The organism is Cronobacter sp. HA18006 (assembly GCF_011605445.1).
Classification (GTDB): Bacteria; Pseudomonadota; Gammaproteobacteria; order Enterobacterales; family Enterobacteriaceae; genus Cronobacter; species Cronobacter sakazakii.
The window spans coordinates 1-526 of the sequence record NZ_JAANQB010000019.1 but is presented as its reverse complement, the minus strand read 5'-3'; the positions used below and the strand labels follow the sequence as shown (position 1 = coordinate 526).

General features: G+C 61.4%; 1 pseudogene. It reads left to right on the top strand.

The features are described 5' to 3' along the window. Positions 1 to 526: pseudogene (locus G9X48_RS09055) on the top strand (type IV secretion protein Rhs); the annotation flags it as partial.

Below are 526 nucleotides of genomic sequence, written 5' to 3'. Positions count from 1 at the left end.
GGCCAGGTCACAAAAGCCGTTGAGCCGCAGAAAGAAGAACGCTTTTTCTGGGACGCCGCGGGCAACCGCACCGAGGAGCACCGCAAACCGGTGTGGCATAACCTGCTGCTGCGCCTCGACGGGCTGAAGCTGGGCTATGACGGGTTCGGGCGGCTGATTCAGCGGCGGGACAAGTCTGGTGTTATTCAGCACTTTGCCTATGACGATGAGCAGCGGGTAAAAGAGATTCGGTTTGAGGGGAACACGGAGTTCCGCCGGGTGGAGTACCGCTATGACCCGCTTGGCCGCAGGACGCACAAGGTGCTCTGGCGTTACGGTGAGAAAGCCCCGGAAACCATCCGCTTCGACTGGCAGGGTCTGCAGCTCGCCGGTGAACAGAGCGACCGCGAGCCGGACCAGTACGTTCAGTACGTCTACACCGAAGGCAGCTACGAGCCGCTGGCGCGCGTCGACAGCGTTTTCGACGACTGCGAAATTTACTGGTACCACACCGAACTCAACGGCCTGCCGGAGCGGGTGACGGATG